Here is a 19,142-nt window from a genome sequence, read left to right on the forward strand (position 1 = left end):
CCCGTCAACACTAACCTGGTCAGCATGACCATTGTGAAGCATGGTTCGTCTTTTATTGTCAGTCGGTTGTTTAGTCCCATCATAAATATGTTTATAATAATGAGGTACACTCATAAGTGCAACGTTTTATTAATAATTATAATAAAATTTCATCATACTAAAAATTAATTGCTATTCCAATATTTATAACACAACGATCATAATACTTTATCAACCATAATAGAATGTGATGCTTTTATTTATTCACTAAACTTGCTTAAAATTTCTCTTAAGGTTTTGAGCAAGTTTCTCAGGTTAAACCTATCAATTCGTCCGATATCTAGTGACTCATTTATAAACTCTTCAACTTTTTGAATTAGCTCTGATATATCCGCATTTTCTCCCGAATGAAAGTCCTTAGAATTTGTTATCCGAATGTACTCATGGTGCAGATACCGATCTAGTAAATTCGCCTTTGAGCCAGCAGTGAGAAGTTCAGAATCTAATTGACTAGAATCCAAAATTTCGCGAAAAATATTTGCATTTAAACCGGACTGTGTGAAGTCACGCATCAACTCATAGTTATCATCAAAAATTGCAGTGACTAACTGTTCGGTTTGCAATTCATGCTTTGCTTTATCTCCGGATTCTAATATGTCACGAACTCGTTTCAGGATATCGTTATCCGTTGCAATCACAGAGTACATAAATCCGATATCTCCACGATCGTAAGTAGGCTTATTTTCAAGTACTGCTTTATTGACCGCGTTTTTTAGCGACTCTAACAGGACTGCTAAATAATCCTCCTTGCAAAAATATAAATCACTCTGATCAAAGAACAAGAAATTATTAATTGTCGACAAGACATCTTTGATTGAAATATCCGGTTTCTGTACGTCATTGAGTAACTGCCGTTCAAGCTCTTCAAGCTGCTTATCAGTCATTTCTCTAAAATTTGCGACCTTGTCCAAGCTAGATGCCTTTCCTCTTGGTCTAAACAATTGTATCCATGACTTGATGAAACTTGCTGCGTCAAAAACGCCACTAAAAACAGCTTCATTAACTGAATTATCATACATAATAACTTGTTTCAGATTGGTGTCATCATGATATTTAAGCGTGATTTTTTCTGCTAGTGACTTTTCTTCATCGTCCTTCATATGCATAAAGAAAAAGCTACGAGTATTGAGAATCTGAGCAATCAACTCAAGATTTTCACGAGTCAACTTACCTTGACGATATTCCGTTGCAATCACAAATAAGTTTGCAAATACCGAGCGTTTAATCTGAAGACCATCAACCTTGCCTTGCGTGTTGCTTTCCCAGTACTGATTTAGCTCCCTGTCAATGATCGTAAATGTAGTCAGAATAAATTCCAACGTTCTTAAGTTAATTTGCTCTCCATTACGTCGAGCGTGGTCAGCAACGATTTCCACAAGCCATTCTGAGTCCTCTTGTAAGAAACGATTGCCTGAGCCCTGAAAGAACTCTTGTCTGATATTGTTAAAATCGTAAGTAAAGGGAAATATCCGACTTACGACCTTCTCGCGAGTCATATTAAACTCGTTGATTTCATCATCCCGAATTTCCTTAGCGTTACCGACAACAATTACCCTATATCCATACGTCTCAATAATGTCAGTAAGCAGAAAACCAATTAAATCCGACGTGTGGATATCTCGACTAATACGTTCTAAATCATCAATAATTAAAACCGGAGATGAATCTAGTACTTGAGAGCGTAATCGCTTATTAATTACATAGTTTTCGGTTGTTGCTGCTAGTGTTTTAAAAGTCGCAAACTTATCCCAAACAGCTCCACCTACTTCATTAACAATAGACACTATGTCCTGGGTTTTGAATTGATCTTCTTTGTCTTGATTCTTACCAAAGCTAGAGATGAATAATTTCCCAATTAATTCTGACTTTAACTTTGCCAGCGATTCATATCCATACACAGAGAAATAAACAACCTTATGTTCCCCACAGATATGCGGTACCACAGTATTCTTTAAAAAATAAGTTTTACCGGAACCCCAAGGCCCATCAATCATCACTGCAAACTGATCGTCACTGTTAACATAGTTCGATAAACTTTCGAGCAACTGACTATTTTCCAAATTCATACCTCACAATATGTACAGACAAAAAAGTTGCAGTGATTCTCCCGCTGACTAAATACACCTACGCTAATGATACTTCACATAGTTTTAATTTCCTACTCTTCTTGAACACGCCCACATAAAAAATCCCCGCCAACTCAGCCCTCATTCGGCCCAAACTTGGCGGGGATTCTGGCGGGGAACGTAACAATTTCCCCGCCAATCATATCCTTTGTATATTCCGAAAATGCCGTCAAATCAACATTCCGGTTTCGATTTACATATACCTTTTATTCCCATTCAACCGTTGCAGGTGGCTTAGCGGTAATGTCGTACACGACGCGGTTAATGTGATCCACTTCGTTGACAATTCGTGAAGAAACCTTTTGCAACACATCCCATGGCAAGCGGGCAAAGTCCGCTGTCATACCATCAACAGAAGTGATAGCACGGACGGCAATCGTGTATTCGTACGTACGGTAATCACCCATGACACCAACAGACTTGTTGTTTGTCAAGACAGTGAAGTACTGCCAAACATCACCTTCCAAACCGGCCTTGGCGATTTCATCGCGCAAGATAAAGTCGGATTCACGGACAGTTTCCAACCGGTCCTCAGTGATTTCACCCATGATTCGGATACCAAGACCTGGTCCTGGGAATGGTTGACGCCAGACCAACTCGTGGTCCATTTGCAACTCTTCACCCAAGGCACGAACTTCATCCTTGAACAACTTGTTCAAAGGTTCGATCAAAGTAAAGTTCATTTCTTCAGGCAAACCACCAACGTTGTGGTGTGACTTGATTGTTTGGGCCGTATCCGTACCAGATTCAATCACATCCGTGTACAACGTTCCCTGGGCTAAGAAGTCAACGTCCTTCAACTTGATGGCTTCATCGTTGAAGACTTCGATAAATTCGTTACCGATAATCTTACGCTTTTGTTCTGGATCAGTAACACCAGCAAGCTTTGACAAGAAACGATCCTGTGCATCAACCTTGATGATGTTCAAGCCAAACTTGCCACCCAACATGTCCATCACTTGTTGTGCTTCGTTCTTACGCAACAAACCATGATCAACAAAGATACAAGTCAATTGGTCGCCAATAGCCTTTTGTAACAAGACACCAACAACAGATGAGTCAACCCCACCAGACAAACCAAGCAAGACCTTCTTGTCACCAACTTCGGCGCGAATCTTTTCGATTTGTTCATCAATGAAACCAGCCATTGTCCAAGAAGCGTCTGCTCCAGCAATGTTGATGACAAAGTTTTTAATGATTTCCTTACCGTGTTCAGACAACGTTGTTTCGGAGTGGAATTGAACACCGTACAGACGGTCATCATCATTAGCAATCGCTGCAATTGGCGTCTTTTCAGAACCAGCAGCCACAACAAAGTTGTCAGGCAACCTTGTGACGTTGTCTGAGTGTGACATCAAAACAACTTGCTCTTCTGGTGTACCAGCAAAGAGCTTTGAAGGAGCAGTCTGCTTGATAACAGTCTGACCAAATTCCCCATTACCTGGGTTGGCTTCGACTTTACCACCCAAATGTTGGGCCATCAATTGCATCCCGTAACAAACACCCAAGACGGGAATCCCCAACTTGAATACTTCAGGGTCAATTGGATAAGCATCGTCATCATAAACTGATTTTGGACCACCCGAAAGGATAATTGCCTTAGGGTTGTATTCCTTAATTTCATCAATCGTCATCTTTGATGACTTCAATTCAGAGAAAACGCCGAGTTCTCGAACGCGTCGCGTAATCAATTGGTTGTATTGGGACCCGTAGTCCAATACTAAGATTTTGTCATTACCTGTGGTCATGGCTTAGTCTCTTTCCTGTTCAACGTAATTTGGCGCTTTTTTAGTGATTTCCACATCATGAGGATGTGATTCCTTCAAGCCGTTATCCGTGATTTGAACGAATTGTGCGGACTCTTTTAAATCAGCAACCGTATGTGAACCAGTATACCCCATTCCGGCCCGTAAACCACCATCAATTTGGAAAACAGCGTCTTCAGCAACGTCTTCTTTGGCAAGGTAGTCAGAAACCATGACCAAATCAGCACCACCAGCCAAGGCCTTAACAACATCACCGGAATAATGGATACCGCCCTGAGCGATAACGGTCTTATCCATTGGGTCTGCCACTTCAGCAATGCCCATCACAGTCGTCAAGAATGGGTAGTGAATGTCATCAGGCCAGTCAGAATGAACTGAACGGCCAGCAATCACGGCGTCGACACCCAAGTCGAAGAGTTCCTTAGCAACTGCTGGATCTTCGATAGTTCCAACGGCCAAAGTAACCCGGCCCAATGCTGCCTTCAAATCCTTGATTTCAGCGGCAATATCAGCCTTCAAATCATCATTTAAGTAGAGGAACAAAGCAGAAACACCAGCGCCAACCAATGCTAATGCACGTTCCTTCACGTCAGCGGCCAACCAGATTTCAGCACCAACAGCCACGTGACCATCTTCAGTTACCAAAGTCTGTGGGTTCTTGTCCAAATCAACAGTTGCGGCACGCACAGCTTCAACGGCAGCCACTTGATCTGCAACAGCTTCACTAGCAGCAACCAAACCCAATCCACCAGATTGAGCCACAGCCAAAACGACTTCTTGTTGATCAGCAGCTGGATTAATTGCTGCAGCTGCCAACGGGTTATTCATAGCCAATGCGCCCAAATGCGTCTTCAAGTCGACCAAGTGTGGCAAAACATTTGAAGCTGCTGGGACCAAAAGGGTTTCGTCGTAACCCAAGCCGTGTCGTGTATTCATGTCAGTCATAATTTCTCCCGATCAAAAGTTTGTGTTCGTAAAAATTACAAAGAAGCCTGGTAGTCAAAGACGTCAGTGGTCTTCTCAACGTTTTCGGCTTGGTCAATGGCTTCTTGCACATTGTGCACGCCCATTTCGGCCATTTCCTTGCGCAAGTGGTCCAAGATTGGCATCAAAATATCAGCCAAAGTGCCCTTGTAGGCAACTCGTGCTTCAATTCCTTCTGGCACCATCTTCTTGGCTTCGTTAACTTCACCTTGGAAGTAGCGGTCCTTTGAACCATTTTCCATGGCAGCAATGGAACCCATGCCACGGTAGAACTTAAACTTCTGGCCGTTATCTTCAAAGACTTCCCCAGGAGTTTCCTTTGTGCCTGAGAACATTGAACCGAGCATCACGGCGTTGCCACCCATGGCGATTGCCTTCATGATGTCATCAGGCGTCTTAGCACCACCATCAGCAATGATTGCCTTGCCACGGCGCTTAGCTTCCTTAGCAGCATCGCGAATGGCAGACAACTGTGGTACGCCGATTCCGGCAACAACACGTGTTGTACAGATAGATCCAGGTCCAATTCCAACCTTGACGACATCAGCACCAGCATCGTACAAATCAGAAGCAGCGCCTTCAGTGGCAATGTTACCAGCAATGATGTTGACGTCAGGGAAAGCATCCTTGACCTCGCGCACCTTACGCAAAACACCTTCTGATTGGCCGTGAGCAGAATCCAAGATAATAGCATCGGCACCGGCATCAACCATTGCACCAGCACGGTCGACCGTGTCATTGGTTACCCCAACGGCACCGGCAACAATCAAGCGACCCTTGGCATCCAAAGCTGCGTTAGGGAATTGATTCAAATCAACCTGGTGTTCCTTCACCTTCTTGATTTCACCTGCTTGGTCAGCAATCGTCATATTCTTATGAACAACGCCCAAGCCACCAAACTGTGCCAGGGTAATGGCAAAATTCGCTTCTGTGACAGTATCCATTGCGGCTGATAGCAAAGGAATCTTCAGCTTGAGCGTAGGCGTCAATTCCGTTTCCAAAGAAACGGCATCAACTGAAATTTCGTCTTGTTTTGGGGCGACCATTTTCATATCGTCAAAGGTCAAACCCATTGGGACGAACTTATTTTTAATCTTAAATTCTGCCATGATTCTCCTCACCATCCTGCTTACAATATAGACCAAAAAAGAGCACTTTGCAGCTACCACAGCTCCGCAAAATGCTCCGTCAAAAAAACCTTTGATTCGCATTCACGGATAGTCACGACTTTTGGGGCGCGGTAGAGACTGCTGGCCATTTTCCAGCGATATATCTGTAAATTTCTCTTAAATTATTATTGATAATTGTACTCGGTTTTTTCTCATTTAGCAATAAAAATTCCCGAACATTAAATTATAAAAAGATGAGAATTTAATCCTCATCTTTTAGTTGATCCAACTGGTCAGCCAACTGTTGTTCAGCCTCCAATTGGGCGTCAATCGTGACCGCCTTTGGTCCCATTGACTTCTTCATTTGTAATTGCCGGTCGGCATCCCAAAACTCGCCTGCAACGGAAACCGTTGACAAGAAGTTAATAAAAGCCTTTGGGTCGACCTGGCGAACCGTTTCCTGCATTTCAAACAGTTCAAAACGGGATAGCACCATCATCAACGTTGTTGACTCCCGCTTCGTATAAGCCCCTTCTGATGGCAGAATGGTAATGCCACGGATCAAGTCACGGTGCAAAGCATCGATGACTTCCGGTCCCCGACTCGTCACAATCAAAGCCGTTAGCTTTTGGTAACCAGTATAAATGGCATCGATTACCCGTCCGGTTGCGTAAATCCCAATCAAAGTGTACAAAGCATTTTGCCAACCAATAAAGGAACCAGCAATCAACACAATCACAAAGTTAACTGCGTTATTAAAGGCACCAATTGATTTTCCAGTTCGCTTTTGCACAACCATCGAAATAATATCAAAGCCACCCGTTGAAAAACCATAGCGCAGAGCAATTCCAACAGAAGAACCAACCAGCAGACCACCAAAGAGTGAGGCCAGCAATGGCTGAGTCGTGAAAGGATGGACTGGCACGAAAATCAAAGCCAATGCTACCACCATCGCGTTGATAAAGGATAGAATAGTAAACTTACCACCAATTAATTTCCAACCCATAATTCCAATTGGAATATTGAAAATCAGAAAGAACAGTCCGGTTGGAATCCGTAAATGCCAAGCATCAAAGACCAACAGGGAAAGCAATTGCGAAATTCCATTAATTCCAACAGAAAAAATACTATTGGGGATTAAGAAATAATTCAATCCAAAAACCTGTAGTCCAACGGAGATTACGAAAACAGCGCTTGTCAGCGCGACCTTACGCCAAGATTTTGTTAAAGCTTGCATGGCGAGCCTCTCTTTCAAAAAAGAATTTATCACTGTCTCTCATAATATCATAGAAAGCCTGTATCTTCAGCCTGGTAGCCAACATTTCCCAAACAAAAGAAAAGAAAACAAAAACCACGATAGATTGATTCTTGATACAAAAAAGCCAGACATTTGTCTGGCTAAGAATTCAATCATTATTTGGTTTTTTCTGGCTCGTGGCCACGGTCTAGAACCTGATTTAACAGGCCAAAACAGCGATATAAGACCAGCAAAACGACAAGTCCGCCAATCACCCCTAAAGCAGTTGCTAAGCCGGCACCAACCTTTGTTGCAGTCGTCAGCAAGAAAGTCTTTGAGACCCAAGTTAACAAAAAGGCAACGATGGCCATTACGGCTGCTGATAGGTAGGTCTTTAGCAAGGTATCTTGGATGGTTCTCATCGAAACTTGGTAATGCTCCTTCAGATACTTCATCATCAGATATAGCGACCAACCTAAACCAAGGGCGGTAGCAATCAAAGCCCCCATCCCCTGGAAGAGGTAAATCAATGGTGCCTGAATCACAATCTTAATTAACAAGCCATAACCAAAGGCCCGCATCACTTCTTTACCGTGTGACAAGGCCTGTAAGACAAAGGCCAACAACATAAAGAAGGACATAATAATCGTCAAAACAGCTGAGAATTGGAGCAAGTAAATCCCAGCTTGGACCGTTTGATCAATTGGATAGAAGAATCGGTACAAAGGATCTGAAACAGCGTACATACCAAGCGCAGATGGCACCAAGACTAAGGAGGTCAATCGCAAGACGGCAATTAACTGTTCCTTCAAGGCCCCCATTTGCTTAGCCGCTTTCTTGGCTGCCAAGATTGGCAAGGCCGTTGCCGCAATACTTGTGGCGAAAGAAATGACAATCATCACCAATTTATTTGGATTGGCCGAGAACAAGGCAAAATCAATCTGTAACTGACTAAGGTTCGTATGGAAAAAGGCCTTCATCAATGGGAAGAAAGTATACTGGTCAACGAACAAGAACAAATTCGTTGACGAACCAATAACGACAAAGGGCCATGATTCCTTCAAAATATTGATGACCATCGATAGTGCTTTTGACCTGGTTGGCTGATTTTTTTGTCCTTGACTGTCATCTTGTTGATGACGACGGTGCAAAGGTTGGTCAGTAGCTGTTTGATTTTCAGCGACTACTTGCTGGTTCGCAGCACTCATTTGTGCCAAAGCGGCTTGCTCGTCCGGCACGCCGGCAACTGGGTGAATCAACCGCGCATAGCGCACCCAGCCATAGCCCAAGACGGCCAATGAGAAGAGCGCCCCGATAAAGGCGGCAAATGTTGACTGGACAACGGCCCCAGTCCAATTACTGCTGTCATGGCTTAAGACAATCCAAGTGGCTAACAACAAGTAAATCACACGACCAACCTGTTCCCAAATATCAGACAAGGCTGAAATGTGCATTAATTGGTGTCCCTGGAAGATTCCACGAACCATCGACATCACTGGGAAGACCAAGACAGCCGGTGCCAAAGAATGCAGAACTGGGACGACCTGGGCATTGCCGTTCGATAAGAGCGGCGCTGCAACGTACAACAAGGTCGAAAAGATAATCCCAAGCACTACCCCAATCTGTAGTGATCGTTTGGTAAGGGCCCATAAACCATTCTGGTCCTTTTTAGCAATCAGTTGGGCCATTACCTTGGAAATGGCTGATGGAAAACCAAAGGTAGCAATTGAAAGTAAAATCGCATAGATATTATACCCTTGCGAAAAGAGGGCATTTCCCTGGTTGGCTGCCTTACCAAGCATGGCCAACCACGGCAGGATATAAACTGCTCCTAAGAGGCGAGAAACAATGTTTCCCAAGGATAACCAAAAGGACCCGCGGACCAAGGCACTATTTCCGCCACCCTGACTTTGGTCAAGAGCCTGCTCATCACTGGCAGACCGCCCCAACGAAGCCACTGTTTGGTCTGCCAAAGCTGTTACGTCATCAACTGGCTGACCATCATTGCCATCTTTTTGGTTGACCGACTGCTTTGACCGGCGCTGAAAGAAGGCTAATTTTTTAGTTGTTACTGCTGGTTGTTCTACTTTGATTTCGGATTCAGACAATGGTTTTGGATCACCTTTCGAATCGCCATTATTCAAATTCTGTTTTCGTCGCTGCGACCGTTTTGGCCAAAAAGCGACAATTTTTTCTTGCTTGGTTTTAGGGCGAAGGTTTTGCTCTAACTTGGCGAGCAACTCGTCAGCCGTTAGATGTTGGTCATCAAGCGGCGCCTGGTCTTTTTTTTCTTGACCACCCTCTTGTTCGTTATAAAAATCCTGGGTCATACCTGTATCACCTTTAATATGTATCCCATTAGGAAGGAAAATCCGTCTTCCTAACGGGCTATTCTTGGATTGTTTCGATTAAATCAGCTAAACACCAAGATAACACGTTCGCTCTTACTTCGCAACAATATTAACGAACTTACCTGGAATGGCAATAATTTTTTTGATTTCCAAGCCATCCAAGTTCTTTTGAACCTTTTCATCAGCCTTTGCTGCTGCAATCAAATCGTCCTGACTGGCATCAGCTGGTAAGACCTGCTTTGAACGGACCTTGCCGTTCACCTGGAAGATGATTTCCTTTGTATCATCGACCAAGGCTTCTTCATCATAAGTTGGCCAGGCAACATAAGTGATGGATTCCTTTGAACCCGTCAACTTTTGCCACAATTCTTCGGCCAAGTGTGGTGCAAACGGTGCTAACATTTGCACAAAGCCTTCCATGTAAGCAGCTGGAAGCTTGTCTTCCTTGTAAGCATCATTGACAAAGACCATCAACGTTGAGATGGCAGTGTTGAAATGCATGTTTTCCAAGTCTTCCGTGACCTTCTTGACCGTCAAGTTGTATTCCTTCTTGAGCGTGTCATCGGCCTTATCCGTCAACTTGTCCGTTACAGAACCATCTTCATTGATGAGCAAGCGCCAAACACGGTCTAACCAACGACGAGATCCTGTCACCCCTTCCTCAGACCATGGCTTGTTCTGAGTCAATGGGCCCATAAACATTTCATAAATTCGAAGCGTGTCAGCACCATATTCGTTGACGATATCATCCGGGTTGACCACGTTGCCCTTCGACTTTGACATCTTTTCGTGGTTAGCACCCAAAATCATTCCTTGGTTAACCAACTTTTGGAATGGTTCCTTTTCCTTCACCACGCCAAGGTCATACAAGACCTTGTTCCAGAAACGAGCATACAAGAGGTGCAAAACCGCGTGTTCTGCTCCACCGACGTACAAGTCGACGTTCTTCCAGTAAGCTAATTTCTCAGGATCGGCCAAAGCCTCGCCATTCTTCGCATCGATATAGCGTAAGAAGTACCATGATGATCCAGCCCACTGTGGCATAGTATTAGTTTCGCGACGGCCCTTCATGCCATCTGCACGAGTGACTTCCAGCCAGTCCTTGGCATTGGCCAATGGTGATTCACCAGTACCAGAAGGCTTCAATTGCTCTTCTGTCATTTCTGGCAAACGTAATGGCAATTCATCCTCTGGGACCAACGTCTGCGTGCCATCTTCCCAATGGATAACAGGAATTGGTTCACCCCAGTAACGCTGGCGAGAGAAAATCCAATCACGCAAGCGGTAGTTGACCTTCTTTTCACCGGCACCATTTTCTTCCAACCAAGCAATCATCTTGTCGATGGCCTCTTGCTTGCCCAAGCCATCTACGAAGCCTGAGTTAATGTGAACGCCCTCGCCACTATAAGCTTCCTTGTCAATGTCGCCACCTTCGATAACTGGCGTAATGCGCAAGTCGAACTTCTTAGCAAAGTCGTAATCACGCTGATCGTGCGCTGGCACACCCATCACGGCTCCGGTTCCATAAGAAGCCAAGACATAGTCGGCAATCCAGATTGGCAACAATTCACCGTTAACTGGGTTCTTTGCATAAGCCCCAGTGAAGACCCCTGACTTATCCTTATTCAAATCAGTTCGCTCCAAGTCAGACTTAGTGGCGATTTCTTCTTGATAAGCTGCCACAGCCGCCTTTTGATCAGCAGTGGTGATTTGATCAACCAAATCATGTTCTGGTGACAAAACCAGGTAAGAAGCACCAAACAACGTATCTGGACGCGTTGAGAAGACCTCAATCTTTTTACCATCATGGCCTTCGACCGCAAAGCGAATAGAGGCACCGACTGAGCGGCCAATCCAATGACGCTGCTGCTCCTTAATTGCTTCAGGCCAGTCTAAATCATCCAAGTCGTCAATCAAGCGGTCCGCATAGGCCGTAATCTTCAAAACCCATTGCTTCATTGGCTTGCGGTAAACAGGGTAACCCCCACGTTCCGTCTTGCCGTTAATCACTTCTTCGTTGGCAACAACCAAGCCACCACCTGGAAAATCAGGAGCCCAGTTGACCATGATTTCATCTTCATAAGCCAAGCCCATTTCATAGAGCTTTTCAAAGATCCACTGCGTCCATTTGTAATAGCTAGGGTCAGTTGTCTTAATTTCACGGTTCCAGTCGTAAGAGAAGCCCAATGACTTCACTTGGTTCTTAAAAGTTTGAATGTTTTGGTCCGTAAAAGTTGCGGGGTTGTGACCCGTCTTCAAAGCATACTGTTCGGCTGGCAAACCAAAAGCATCCCAACCCATAGGATGCAAAACATTAAAGCCACGAGCGCGCTTAAAACGCGATACGATATCCGTGGCCGTATACCCTTCTGGGTGACCAACATGTAATCCTTGACCAGATGGATATGGGAACATGTCTAAGGCATAAAACTTTTCCTTATCTGATTTATCTGGTGCTGCAAAGGTTTGATCCTCATCCCAAAAATTTTGCCACTTCTTCTCAATTGTTTTATGATCGTATCCCATTTTATTCCTCCATCTACTAAAAAACGCCCCATGTTAAGCCACTTGGGCCTAACATAGGGCGATTATCATCGCGGTACCACCTACGTTTTGTTCAATTTTTTGAACCTCGAAGTTGCCTTAACGCAGCAAGACGTACCGACTACTCCACTTCACCGGTAGGGGTTTCAACCGAGTTCATGATCTTAGTTGGCAAGCTTCCAGCCCCGCTTACTTTCTGATGCTCCGCAATCACTACTATTGTTGAAAAGTACCTTTATTATAGCATAAATCAGTAAAAATTCGTATACTATAGATTAGAAAAGAAAAAGGATCTCGCGATGCAAATTTCAAATCGACATTTTATTCAAAGTACACTTGAAGAAACGGTCGAACCTGGTAACCTCGTTGTGGATGGTGCTGCTGGTATCGGCTTAAACACACGCTTTCTATCGAGCCGTGTGGGCTCACAAGGCCAAGTTTTGACCTTTAGCGAAGAGAAAGAAAATGCGAATCAAATCGCTTCTTCTCTTTTTATGGCTGGTTTACAAGACCGCGTTGACGTAATCAACGGCGTTTTGACACAAGACAAGCTGCAAGCACAAATTGGTAAAGTTTCAAAGCTTGACCTCGCCATTCTTGACTACGGCTCTGACACCGGTACTTCCCTTCCTAACCGAGAAACGCTTAACGAACAAATCACCCTTCTTTGGGACCACCTGAAAGATGACGGTCTCTTGATTGTCAACTTAACCCGTAACCAACAGGCAGCCAACTTTGACGTCTCCATTACAAATGATACGGATAAGGCTAGCTACCAAACTCATTCTGATTTAACCTATTTGATTGAACGCAAAGACGATTAGTCCCAACATATCAACTCGTAAAATGGTATAATAGCGCCAATCAACAAAAACGGAGGCAAAATTCATGGGACGAATTGTCAACCAAGAAGAGCACATTAACACACCCTTAGAAGACCTCATCGACCTACCCATTCTTGATAGCAAGCAAGATAAGGAAGCTCGCGATAAGGCTTTGGGTATTAAAAAAGACAAATAAAGCTTAAAAAAGCCCGCTGGCTGTTCAGTAATCACTGACAGTCGCGGGTTTTTAGTTTAAATCGAGCAATTTTAAGCAAAAGAAAAAGCCCACAAAAGTGGACTTTTTGAAGAGATAATAAATTATTCTTCGATTTCAGTAACAGTTCCGGCACCAACAGTGTGGCCACCTTCACGAACAGTAAACTTCAATCCCTTTTCAATGGCAACTGGTGCGATCAATTCAACGTCGAACGTTACTTGGTCACCAGGCATAACCATTTCAACACCGGCTGGCAATTCAACAACACCAGTAACATCAGTCGTGTGGAAGTAGAATTGTGGACGGTAGTTAGTGAAGAATGGTGTGTGACGACCACCTTCGTCCTTAGTCAAAACATAAACTTCGGCCATGAACTTCTTGTGAGTCTTGATTGAACCAGGAGCAGCCAAAACTTGACCACGTTCGATCTGGTCACGGTCAACACCACGGAGCAAAGCACCGATGTTGTCACCAGCTTGAGCTTCTTCCAAAGTCTTACGGAACATTTCGATTCCAGTAACCGTAGTCTTTTGGATTTCATCCTTCAAACCAACGATTTCAACTTCAGTACCAGTAGTCAAAACACCACGGTCAACACGACCAGAAGCAACAGTACCACGACCAGTGATCGTAAATACGTCTTCGACAGGCATCAAGAATGGCTTGTCATCTTCACGTGCTGGAGTTGGGATGTATGAATCAACAGCGTCCATCAATTCCATGATGACCTTAGCTTGTTCTTCATCACCTTCCAAAGCCTTCAAAGCTGAACCCTTGATAACAGGAATGTCATCGCCTGGGAAATCATATTCTGAAAGCAATTCACGAACTTCCATTTCAACCAAGTCGATCAATTCTTCATCGTCAACCAAGTCAGTCTTGTTCAAGAAGACAACCAAATGTTCAACACCAACCTGGCGAGCCAACAAGATGTGCTCACGAGTTTGTGGCATAGGACCATCAGTTGCGGCAACAACCAAGATGGCACCATCCATTTGTGCGGCACCAGTGATCATGTTCTTAACGTAATCCGCGTGACCAGGGGCATCGATGTGGGCGTAGTGACGAGCATCAGTCTCATATTCGATGTGAGACGTGTTGATCGTGATACCACGTTCCTTTTCTTCAGGAGCGTTATCGATTTCAGCGAAATCAGTAGCAGTTCCACCATCTTTTTCTGCCAATACCTTTGAGATAGCAGCAGTCAAAGTAGTCTTTCCGTGATCGACGTGTCCGATCGTACCAATGTTAACGTGGGGCTTATTGCGAACGTAAGTTTCCTTAGCCAATGTAGTTTCCTCCAATTTTATCTCTCAGTTTTTGTCCCGAGAAAATCGTATGTTTATATTTTACAACGCCTGGGCCATAAAGGCAACCATTAAACTGCGTTTTTCTGGCACTTAAGCCGACACTTATTATACTAAGTTCTCGAATCTTTGTAAACACCCATTTCCTAAGGGGTTTACTACCCTGCCAGTTCACTCAGTGCCTGCAAAACCAAGTCGTGCGCCTGCTTTTGTTGGGCCTCTTCTTCCGGTACTTGTTCCTGATAAAAAGCTGACAAATCAGCATCCACCCAAGCCGTGGCATCCAAGATACTTTCTTCTAGCCGTGGGAACAATAACATGGACTCTAAGCGTAGCTGATCAAACAAAGCCTGGTAGGCAATTGGGTCTTCTTGGCCAACCTGGTCATCTAAAGCTGCAACCAGTTTTTGAAAGACCTGATTGGAGAACAGTGGCAAGATGGCCTGCAAATCGATTTGGTAGCGCTGTTGGTCAAGCCACTGATAGGTGACTACCCCCGTTTCCCCGAGCTCCTGCAAGTCACTCAAAAGCGTGCTGCGCATCAATGGACTGGCAAAGGGATCAACCAGTAAGAATTTCGCCCCCGTCACAAAAGTAGCTACGGGCAAGTGAAAGGCTTGTTGGTAGCGTTCCTGCTGGGCCACCATTGATTCATCGCTAAGATGGTAAAAATGCTGGGCAATCGTCTTGAGCGTCTGCTCCTGCTGGTCTTCAGCCTTCCTTTCACCATCTCGAATCTGTGCTAACAAATCTTCTGTTAATGCCTGATTTGGACTCTTTAAGGCCCATTGTTGAGCGGACACAAAGTTTTGTATTTGCAAAAGCAGGTCAAAATACAATAAGAACAGATTTTCATGTTGGGCATAATCCGACAAAAAATCAGTAGCGTAATCTTTGGCCAATTGGTATTGCTGGTCCTCTTTTAAAGCCAGTACCAACTGTCGGTTCAGAGCCAAAGTTTGCTCTTCTTGATATACTGTCACAAATAAATCAGCTGCCTGGTGGTAATGTTCCTGGTTAAACTCGGCCTCAGCCTGATCTTTGATTTCAATCAATGTCTTTTCCAAGTGAAACTCCTTTTTACTCTAATAAGGCAACTTGCGCCTCTATTCTAACAAAGAAAAAAGGCCCTGACGGGTCTTTTCTCAAAATGATTGATAACTGCAAGTGGCTAAAAATGCCGATGACAGGAATCGAACCCGTTGAGCCACTTTCAGTTTTAATTATTGGTTTGCTGCTTGTTGCTTGGCTTGGTCTTGATTCTTTTGACCTTTAGCCTTGTTGCCCTGGTTCTTGGGCTTATTTTGCTTTGCTTGATTATTTTGCTTCTTTTGGTTGTTATTTTGGCCCGGATTCTTTTGACCCTTCTTTTGATCTTTATTTCCGTTTGCCTTCTTGCCCTTTTGACCGGTAGTTTCCTGCCCCTTGGTGTGGTGTGGTCGGCGGTTTTGGTTAACTTCCATCACCACAGGCATCACCATTGGCCGGCGACGAGTTTCGTTAAACAAGAAGCGAGACAATGATTCGCGAACGCCATTCTTCAACTCGTTCCAGTCAAAGGCCTTAGCATTTTTCAAATAATCTTCAATGGCATCAATCGTCAGCTTGCCAGCTTCCTTCATCAAGTCACGGTTCGCCTTCACATAGACAAAACCACGAGACGTCATCTTTGGCTTTGACACAACCTTGCGCTTTTTGCGATCAATCGTCACCACCGTCACAAAGACACCATCTTCAGACAAAATTCGGCGGTCGCGAAGAACCACATTACCGATATCATTCAAAGAATCACCATCAATCATGGTTTCGCCAATCGTAAAGCCGCCCTTCTTTTCAAAGGTTTGGCCATCATAAACGTACTGGTCGCCACGTTTAGCCATGATAATCTTTTTAGCTGGAATATTAACTTCCTCGGCGGCAGCCTTTGCCGTCACCATCACCCGGAATTCACCAGAAACAGGGAAGAAGAATTCCGGCTTCATGAAATTAATCATCATCTGCACGTCTTCAGCTGATCCGTGGCCAGATGACCGTAAATCAGTTGAAATCTGCTTGACATCAGCACCCTGTTGGAAGAGCAAGTTTCGCGTCTGCGCCACGTAAGACTCAACAGCAAAGGATGGTGTTGTTGCAATAAAGACCAAGTCAGAATCGCCCAAGCGGATGTTTGGATTTTCACCCTTCGCCATCTTGTGCAAGTTCTTAACGGGTTCACCCATCTTACCGGTTTCCAAAACAACGATTTGGCCAGCTGGCAACGTTTCCAAGTCTTTCAAATCAGCAAAAAGTTCTTCCTTTGGCATTGGCAAGTTCAATTTACCCAAATTCAAAGCGGCATGAACGATTTGTTCCACATCTTGCCCAGAGAAAATCAGGCGTCGATGGGTCTTTGCCGTCGCATCAATCACCTGCTGAACACGCTGAATATTAGAAGCGACAACAGCCACAATAATCCGCTTGCCCTTAGCAGCCACAAAGCTGTCTTCAACGTACTGGTGAATCTTCTTCTCACTGACCATTGGCTTACCGATGTCTTCGGTTCCAGCCGCATCAGCTAACAATGCCAAAACTGGCTTGGCACCAATTTCAGCCAAACGAGCGTAATTTGTTTGGTAAGAAGCTTCCGCCGTTTGGTCGAACTTAAAGTGACCAGTATAAACAATCTGACCCTCATCCGTTCCCAAAACAACCCCTAAAGCTTCAGGGATTGTATGTGTGGTATTGAAGAATGACACCTTAACGGCCCCAAAATCAATTTCAGTATTTTCATTAACCACGTGAAAATCATCAAAAGCCTTTAAGTCGGCTTCGTCTTGGATGGCTAATTTGGCCAAAGCAATGGTCAATTCAGAACCAAAAATTGGCACTTGAAGCTGTTGCAACAAGTATGGCAAAGCACCAATAGAATCTGCATGGCCGTGTGTCAAAAAGATTCCAGCAATTTTTTCTTGGTTATTAACGAGGTACTCAAAATCAGGGATGACAACGTCAATCCCGAGTTGTTCCGTTTCGGGGTACTTGAGTCCGGCATCTAAGATGAAAATTTCATCGTTGACCGAAACGGCATACATGTTCTTGCCGTTTTCACGCACTCCCCCAAAGGGAATTATTCTTAAATCTGTCATGTTCTATCCTTTTGTCGTTACTACTTTTTAAAGCGAATCATCTTGAAAAGGCATATTGGATTATTAGCCTCTTCTTGTCTCGATTTCAATTATATCTAGTTTAACATAAAATCCACTAGCTTGGGCAAAAGGCAACCGATTCAGCTCAAAAATTGGCAAAAATTAGAAAATGCACATCAAAAAGAAAAAGCCAATGCCTTGATTGGCTTGGCCTTCAAATAAAAATCAGACTTAGAATAATCTAAGTCTGATTTTTTAGATGTTAATTAAAATTAACGTTCAACCTTAACAGTTGTTTCGGTTGTTGCTGCTGTACGTTCCTGAACCAAGACAGAACCTTGTTCCAAGGCTTGCTTTGCTTGGTCAGCCAACTTAGCAAAAGTATCGAAGTCAGATACGGCCAAATCAGCCAACATCTTACGGTTCAATTCGATACCAGCCATGTTCAAACCGTGCATCAACTTTGAGTATGACAAACCGTTCATCCGGGCTGCCGCGTTGATCCGAGCAATCCACAACTTACGGAAGTCGCGCTTGCGGTTCTTACGATCGCGGTAAGCGTACAAGTATGACTTGTAAACTTGTTGCTTAGCAACCTTATAATTGATGCGACGTTGGCCACGGTAACCCTTAGCCAACTTGATAAACTTTTTGCGACGTGCGCGTGAAACTGTACCACCCTTAACTCGCATGGGTAATTCCTCCTAAATAGTATTAATTAAACGACCCTTTAAATTAGAGGGTAGACAACAACTTAGCGTACTTCTTGATGGTTGTCTTGTTCATCATCCGAGTACCACGTAATTGACGACGTTGCTTCTTTGTCTTACCGTGGAAACGGTGTGATGTGTAAGCTGAGGCTGACTTAAAGCCACCCTTAGCTGTCTTCTTGAAACGCTTTGCTGAAGCGCGGTGAGTCTTCATCTTGGGCATGAGTCCATATTCTCCTATCGTTTTTCAAGTATCTAGCGACCGGTCAAAATGAATCGTGCTTAACCCTTCTTAGGAGCTAAGACCAAAAACATTTGGCGACCGTCCATCTTAGCACGTTGTTCAACCTTGGCAATATCATCCAATTCGTTGGCCATTCGTTCTAAGACTTCGCGTCCAATATCTTGGTGAGTGATCATCCGGCCACGGAAACGCAAGTTCAACTTCACCTTGTTTCCCTTTTCAAGGAACTTGATGGCAGCCTTCTTCCGCGTTTCGAAATCACCAGAATCAATGACTGGCGACATCCGGACTTCCTTCACCTGGACAACCTTTTGGTTCTTGCGTTGTTCCTTTTGACGCTTTTGCGCCTCGAACTTGGCCTTTCCCCAATCCATGATTTTGGCAACAGGTGGTACAGCGTTGGCCTGTACAAGCACCAAATCTTGTCCCAAGTCATCGGCGATGTTTTGCGCATCACGCGTTGACATTTCTTCTTGCTTACCGTCATGAATTAATAGAACCCGACTTGCTCGGATATTATCGTTGACTAAATCAACTTGTCGTGGTTGACGTGCTATGG

Annotated in this window: 15 protein-coding genes and 1 riboswitch; of the genes, 2 read left to right on the forward strand and 13 right to left on the reverse strand. The window is 44.2% G+C overall.

Features of this window, described 5'->3' with window-relative positions:
• Nucleotides 1-239: 239 nt before the first annotated feature.
• The 7 genes from AOQ32_RS02710 to leuS form a co-directional block, all read right to left on the reverse strand.
• The gene (locus AOQ32_RS02710; protein WP_114679970.1) at nt 240-2,105 is read right to left on the reverse strand and encodes a P-loop NTPase fold protein; all 1,866 of its coding nucleotides are present in this window, start codon (nt 2,103-2,105) and stop codon (nt 240-242) included.
• A gap of 266 nt (nt 2,106-2,371) precedes the next feature.
• Nucleotides 2,372-3,913: a glutamine-hydrolyzing GMP synthase gene (guaA, locus tag AOQ32_RS02715; RefSeq protein WP_059393484.1), complete on the reverse strand. Its 1,542-nt coding sequence runs from the start codon at nt 3,911-3,913 to the stop codon at nt 2,372-2,374.
• 3 nt (nt 3,914-3,916) lie between these two features.
• Nucleotides 3,917-4,876, reverse strand: a complete 960-nt coding sequence (locus AOQ32_RS02720) for an IMP dehydrogenase (RefSeq protein WP_059393485.1) — start codon at nt 4,874-4,876, stop codon at nt 3,917-3,919.
• 35 nt (nt 4,877-4,911) lie between these two features.
• Nucleotides 4,912-6,024 (reverse strand): IMP dehydrogenase, encoded by a 1,113-nt coding sequence (gene guaB, locus AOQ32_RS02725; RefSeq protein ID WP_114679971.1) that lies wholly within the window; start codon nt 6,022-6,024, stop codon nt 4,912-4,914.
• A gap of 89 nt (nt 6,025-6,113) precedes the next feature.
• A riboswitch (purine riboswitch) is annotated at nt 6,114-6,210 on the reverse strand.
• Between the two features lie 76 nt (nt 6,211-6,286).
• Nucleotides 6,287-7,261: a YitT family protein gene (locus tag AOQ32_RS02730; RefSeq protein ID WP_059393487.1), complete on the reverse strand. Its 975-nt coding sequence runs from the start codon at nt 7,259-7,261 to the stop codon at nt 6,287-6,289.
• A gap of 176 nt (nt 7,262-7,437) precedes the next feature.
• Nucleotides 7,438-9,591, reverse strand: a complete 2,154-nt coding sequence (locus AOQ32_RS02735) for a putative polysaccharide biosynthesis protein (protein ID WP_083994371.1) — start codon at nt 9,589-9,591, stop codon at nt 7,438-7,440.
• 114 nt (nt 9,592-9,705) lie between these two features.
• The gene (gene leuS / locus AOQ32_RS02740; protein WP_059393488.1) at nt 9,706-12,138 is read right to left on the reverse strand and encodes a leucine--tRNA ligase; all 2,433 of its coding nucleotides are present in this window, start codon (nt 12,136-12,138) and stop codon (nt 9,706-9,708) included.
• Nucleotides 12,139-12,455: 317 nt separating this feature from the next.
• Here leuS and AOQ32_RS02745 point away from each other — a divergent pair, with 317 nt between their 5' ends.
• Complete coding sequence (locus AOQ32_RS02745; RefSeq protein WP_059393489.1) at nt 12,456-12,980, forward strand: hypothetical protein; 525 nt, start codon at nt 12,456-12,458, stop codon at nt 12,978-12,980.
• 64 nt (nt 12,981-13,044) lie between these two features.
• On the forward strand, nt 13,045-13,176 hold the full coding sequence (locus AOQ32_RS09040; protein ID WP_275542753.1) for a hypothetical protein: 132 nt from the start codon (nt 13,045-13,047) through the stop codon (nt 13,174-13,176).
• Nucleotides 13,177-13,298: 122 nt separating this feature from the next.
• Here AOQ32_RS09040 and tuf read toward each other — a convergent pair whose 3' ends face one another.
• The 6 genes from tuf to infC form a co-directional block, all read right to left on the reverse strand.
• The gene (gene tuf / locus AOQ32_RS02750; RefSeq protein ID WP_059393490.1) at nt 13,299-14,486 is read right to left on the reverse strand and encodes an elongation factor Tu; all 1,188 of its coding nucleotides are present in this window, start codon (nt 14,484-14,486) and stop codon (nt 13,299-13,301) included.
• 176 nt (nt 14,487-14,662) lie between these two features.
• A complete protein-coding gene (locus AOQ32_RS02755) occupies nt 14,663-15,571 on the reverse strand; it encodes a hypothetical protein (RefSeq protein WP_059393491.1) in 909 nt (302 codons plus the stop codon).
• A gap of 156 nt (nt 15,572-15,727) precedes the next feature.
• Entirely contained in the window at nt 15,728-17,629 is a 1,902-nt protein-coding gene (locus AOQ32_RS02760) for a ribonuclease J (RefSeq protein ID WP_059393492.1), read from the reverse strand.
• A 272-nt stretch (nt 17,630-17,901) separates the two neighbouring features.
• Nucleotides 17,902-18,321 (reverse strand): 50S ribosomal protein L20, encoded by a 420-nt coding sequence (rplT, locus tag AOQ32_RS02765; RefSeq protein WP_047974239.1) that lies wholly within the window; start codon nt 18,319-18,321, stop codon nt 17,902-17,904.
• 43 nt (nt 18,322-18,364) lie between these two features.
• On the reverse strand, nt 18,365-18,562 hold the full coding sequence (gene rpmI / locus AOQ32_RS02770) for a 50S ribosomal protein L35 (RefSeq protein ID WP_047974238.1): 198 nt from the start codon (nt 18,560-18,562) through the stop codon (nt 18,365-18,367).
• 59 nt (nt 18,563-18,621) lie between these two features.
• Nucleotides 18,622-19,140, reverse strand: a complete 519-nt coding sequence (infC, locus tag AOQ32_RS02775) for a translation initiation factor IF-3 (protein ID WP_047974237.1) — start codon at nt 19,138-19,140, stop codon at nt 18,622-18,624.
• Between the last annotated feature and the right edge of the window lie 2 nt (nt 19,141-19,142).

Source organism: Fructobacillus tropaeoli (assembly GCF_001047135.2).
Lineage (GTDB): Bacteria > Bacillota > Bacilli > Lactobacillales > Lactobacillaceae > Fructobacillus > Fructobacillus tropaeoli.